This window comes from Parasphingorhabdus sp. (assembly GCF_049667325.1).
Lineage (GTDB): Bacteria > Pseudomonadota > Alphaproteobacteria > Sphingomonadales > Sphingomonadaceae > Parasphingorhabdus.
Genome location: NZ_JBATHY010000318.1, coordinates 1 through 4,944, shown reverse-complemented (window position 1 = coordinate 4,944; position 4,944 = coordinate 1). Strand labels below are relative to the sequence as shown.

The 4,944-nt window shown below is 58.1% G+C and carries 4 protein-coding genes; 1 reads left to right on the top strand and 3 read right to left on the bottom strand.

What is annotated here, in order from left to right:
• The coding region (gene bla, locus WBM93_RS13890) for a subclass B3 metallo-beta-lactamase (protein ID WP_424432458.1) at positions 1-984 on the top strand (984 nt) is incomplete at its 5' end.
• A gap of 32 nt (positions 985-1,016) precedes the next feature.
• Here bla and WBM93_RS13885 read toward each other — a convergent pair.
• The 3 genes from WBM93_RS13885 to WBM93_RS13875 form a co-directional block, all read right to left on the bottom strand.
• Complete coding sequence (locus WBM93_RS13885) at positions 1,017-2,291, bottom strand: spinster family MFS transporter (protein ID WP_424432457.1); 1,275 nt, start codon at positions 2,289-2,291, stop codon at positions 1,017-1,019.
• On the bottom strand, positions 2,292-3,152 hold the full coding sequence (locus WBM93_RS13880) for an alpha/beta fold hydrolase (protein ID WP_424432456.1): 861 nt from the start codon (positions 3,150-3,152) through the stop codon (positions 2,292-2,294).
• A gap of 20 nt (positions 3,153-3,172) precedes the next feature.
• The coding region (locus WBM93_RS13875) for a TonB-dependent receptor (RefSeq protein WP_424432455.1) at positions 3,173-4,944 on the bottom strand (1,772 nt) is incomplete at its 5' end.

Genomic DNA, 4,944 nt, shown 5'->3' with positions numbered 1-4,944 from the left:
GAGGGACATATGCGGACAATCAAATATGGTCTATTGCTCGGGATATGCGGACTCGCCGCTTGCGCGCCGGTCGCGCAGAACGACAGTCCGGTACCCTCCGAACCCGTGACGACGAGCAACCCGGTTGCCGACAGCGCAGCGGCGCCGGATATCGATTTTAAGAAACTTTATCAGACATGGTTTGAAAATATCGCACCGTTCCGCCTGATCGGAGACGATAAGCAGGGGATTTATTTCGTTGGCACGCGCGGGCTGGGGATGTTCTTCATCCCGACCGCCGAAGGCCATATTGTGATCGATGGCGGGATGCCCGGTCAGGGCAAGCAGGTCTGGGAGAATGTCAAAAAACTCGGCTATGATCCGGCCGATGTCAAAATCCTGCTCAACAGCCACGCCCATATGGATCATAGCGGCGGCCTGGCCGAACTGAAGCAACTGACCGGCGCAAAGCTGCTGGCGAGTGAAGCCGATCGTTCGGCGCTCGAGGGCGGTTTCTATCTCGGTTCGGAAGATGATATCAGTTTGAACGCACCGCCTGTAATAGTCGACCGGATCATAGCCGACGGAGAGACGGTCGGCCTTGGTCATGTGACGCTCAAGGCGCATCTCACCCCCGGCCACACAAGCGGCTGCACCTCATGGACGATGGATGTGGCGCAGGGCGGCAAATCCTATCAGGCCTTGTTCTTCTGTTCCGCTTCGGTTGCCGCCAACCGGCTGGTCGGACCCCCGCAATATCCGGGTATCGTGGAAGATTATCGCTATACGTTCGCGACCACCCGCGACTGGAAACCGGATATTTTCCTGTCCAACCATCCCGAATTTTTCGGCATGGCGGCGAAGCAGGAAAAACTGTTGGCTGGCGATCCTCTAGCCTTTGTCGATGATAGCGGCTTTCCGGTGTTTATCCGGACGATGGAGCGTTGGTTCGAAGCGGCGCTCGAAAAGCAGACGCTCAAATATAATGCGATCATGAGCGACTGAGGGCAGGGTCGGGCTCGGTCTTTCGCGACCGGTCAGACTTCCGCTATCCACTCGCTTTTCAGCGGTTTGGCGGCCAGTGCCATCAGGGCAGCGGCGATGACGTAGAATGTCAGCGAGTATAGCATCGAATAGCGCAGACCGTCCTCGCCGTAGATCGGTGTAAGGCTGTCGGACAGCGCCCCGAGAAAGAATATTCCGCCACCGATACCGATCAGATTGTTGATCAGCAGAAACAGCGCCGAAGCAGTCGCCCGGGAATCGGCCGGCACCAGATGCTGGACCGCCGACAGGACCGGGCCCAGCCAGAAATAGGCCAAAGCCTGCGGGATCAGGAACAGAACGAAGGCGAGGGTGGCGGAACCGCTCATGATACCGGCTGCGAAAAGCGGTACGGCGAGTAGAAAGGCCGCCGCTGGCACCAGACCATAAGCCGCTTTGTTGTTTTTGCCGAGCCGGTCGCCGATCATGCCGCCGCCGAGCACCCCGGCAACCCCGCCGATCAGCAATATCGCGCCATAGAATAAAGAGGTATCGATCAGGCTCAGGCCAAAACTGCGCTGCAACAGGCTGGGCAGCCAGAAGGCAATGCCATAGCCGAGCATCGAACTGGAGGCAGCGCCGAAGGCGAGAAACCAGAAGGCCCGTTTTTTTGCCAGAATCCGCACTGTTCCCATGAAACTGTAGGGCGCTGCGGTCTGTTCGGCCGGTGCCTGCGGCTTGATCTTGTCGCGCACGAAATATTTGAACAGGGGCGCGATCAAAATGCCGGACAGTCCGACAACGAAAAAGGCCAGGCGCCAGTCAACGGTGGCGGCAATATAACCGCCGGCGATCACTCCGGTGGCTGATCCCAGGGGAATACCGAGCGAATAGATCGCCAAAGCTTGGGCGCGTTTGTCGCTCGGAAAATGGTCGGATATCAGGGCGTAGGATGGCGCGACCCCGCCCGCTTCGCCGACCCCGACGCCCAGCCGCATCAGAAAAATCGACCAGAAGCCCTGCGCCAGTCCGGTCAAAGCGGTGAAGCCGCTCCACACGGTCAGCGAAATGGTGATTACCCAGCTGCGACTGGTCTTGTCCGCAACCCAGGCCAGCGGCACCGCCAAAGTAGAATAGAGCAATGCGAAAGCCACACCGCCGAGCAACCCCATCTGGGTATCGGTCAGTCCGAGATCGGCCTGGATCGGCCCCGCCAGAATCGCCAGTATCTGGCGGTCGACAAAGTTGAAAATATAGACCAGCAGCAACATGCCAAGCGCGACATTGGGCGAAGTGGTTCGGCTTGTGATGCTCTGCTGATCGGCCATCTATTTTCCTATATTTGCAAGAAACCCGTCGATAGCAGCCAGTGCATCGGGTTCGTCCAGCATCGGGGCATGACCACGGCCTGCGATTTCCACGGCGCTGAAATGGTCGGGATGACGACGTTTCATTTCGGCTACCGTAGCGGGAGAGAGGATGTCTGACAACGCACCGCGAATGATCAGCGTGGGCAGCGCCGACAGCCTGTCCCAAATCGTCCAGAGATCGGGCGGAACAGCAGAACCCGCTTCACCGGACAGGCCATCCGCGATCGCCGGATCATAAGCGAAACATATTTTGCCATCGGGCCTTTCGGTGCAGGTCCGCTGTGCGAAGATCAGCCAGTCCCGTGCCTCAAATCCCGCCATGGCGTCGCCATGGACATCCCGACATTGATCTGCCGCCTGTTGCCAGCTGTCAAACGGTGCACGCGGGCCGACATAGCTTTGTATCCGGTTGAGGCCACTCGCTTCCACCGCCGGCCCGATATCGTTCAATATCACACAGGAGAACCGCTGGGGAGAAATTGCCGCCATCATCATCGCCATCAGTCCGCCCAGCGACGTACCGATCAGGCCGAGCTTTTCGAGCTTCAAACCGTCGATCAGCGCAAACATGTCCTGGACATAGATGGCAGGCGTATAGTTGTTCGGATCTGGATCATAGCCAGATTGTCCCCGACCGCGCTGGTCGGGGACAATCAGTTGATATGTCCCCGCCAGATGCCCGGCCAGCGCCTCGAAATCGGCGCTGTTCCGGGTCAGCCCGTGCATCAGCAACAGCGGCGGGCCGTCGGTGCCATAGACCCGGGCATAAAGGTCCAGCCGGCCGTCCGCGCTGCGATAGACATGATCGGCATATTTCATCAATTTTGCCTAAATGCCGGTCAGAATTTAACCCCGGCGGTGACAAAGACCTGACGCGGGTTGCCGAAGAATGCCGTCAGCGTTCCTTCGGGGCCGAGCGTACCGACCGGCAGACCGTTGGCTCCCGGTATGATCGCTCCCGTCGTAGGATTGGCAGCAACAAAGGTATAACCCGATGTCTTGTAACGCTTGTTGGTCAGGTTCTTGCCGTGCAGGCCAATGCTCCAGCGTTTGTCAGGTGCATTGTAGACAAGATTGGCATCCCAAAGGGCAAAACCCTTTTGATCGATGAACGGGTTGGCAATCTCGAACTGGTTGGTCTTGCTGCGATAAGACAGGGTTGTTCCCAGATAGAGATCCCCTTCTCCAACCGGGGTAGAATAGGAAAATGTACCGCTGGCGGTCCATTCCGGCGTGTTCTGAACCGAACGGAACTCAGCAACATCCGTCGGAACGCCGCCGATGTTGGTGATATATTCGTCATATTCCGCATCAATATAGCCCAGCGAGCCGGACAGCATCACCCGGTCACCACTGGCGGCCAGGTTCTCGCCAAGCCGCGCACTGGCTTCAAGCTCGACGCCCTTTAGAGTGGCCTTGCCGGCGTTGGTAAACACACCGCAGAATGAAGGCAGGCCGCCGACGGTACAGGCTACCGAACCCGGTATCTGGACATTGGTATAGTCGGTGTAGAAGCCGGCGAGTGCGACATTGAGTGCGCCGTCTAGCAGGCTGCCCTTATAGCCGACTTCAAAGCTGTCGACCTCTTCAGGCTGGAAGCTGAGGAACGAGGCGACTTCGCTATCGCTCGGGATGCCATTGGCGTTGGTGGTGGGTGCGGTCACACCGACACCGCGCGGATCAAAACCGCCGCCCTTGAAGCCCTGCGAAAAGCTTGCATAGATATTATGATCGGGTGTGGGCTTGAAGCTCACCGAAGCACGCGGGGTGAATTTCTTGAAATTCGCAGTACCCTTGAAATTGGTGCTGGGCCCGCCGAAGGGAATGCCTGCGCCGCCAAATGTCGGCGAACCGCCGCCAAGAAAATTCTGCCGCAAGATGCTCGCTGTCCGCTCGTCCCAGGTATAGCGTCCGCCAACCGAAAGACTGAACTGTTCGGTGAAGTCATAAGTGAAATCGGCGAAAACCGCGTAGGTTTCGGTATCGACATCAGCTTCGGTAAAGGCGGTGAGGCCAGCGAAAGTGGTGAATAGCCGGACATCGAACAGCGTGTCGGCCTTGGCATCAAGATAGTAGAAACCGACCAGGCCGTTAAGCTTGTCGCCTTCATAAAGCAGCTGGAATTCCTGGCTGATCTGCTCGTTGCGATAGATACCCGGCACGTCGAGATCGACCGCTGGCAATGCGTCAAAGTCGATCGGCGTCAGGGTATCGTCCTTGCGCCAGGCGCTGATCGAACGCAGCGTGACGGTATCGCTGAGGTTTGCCGTGATATTCATCGACAGACCATAAGCCTCGATATCCTGAACCGGATCGTTGAGTCCGCCACGGGTATCAAACACGTTGGGAAGCACCGGTGCACCGGAAAGCGCGCCCGGGATCAGCCGGTGGCCGCCGCGTGGATTGCTCTCGTCCTTGGTGTAGTCGCCGGAAATACGGATCAGCACCGGTTCGCCGTAACCACCCAGTTCGACGGTTCCGCGACCGGCCCAGATATCCTTGTTGTAATTTTCGAGACCGTTTGTCAGATTGTCTCCGAAACCGCCGCGTGAAAGGCGTGCGCCCGATGCGCCGACACGGATTAGATCGGAAATCGGCATGCTGGCAGTGA

Excerpts from the sequence above, each read along its gene's own strand:
- WBM93_RS13885 (WP_424432457.1), bottom strand. The coding sequence starts at position 2,291 with ATGGCCGATCAGCAGAGCATCACAAGCCGAACCACTTCGCCCAATGTC.
- WBM93_RS13880 (WP_424432456.1), bottom strand. The coding sequence starts at position 3,152 with ATGAAATATGCCGATCATGTCTATCGCAGCGCGGACGGCCGGCTGGAC.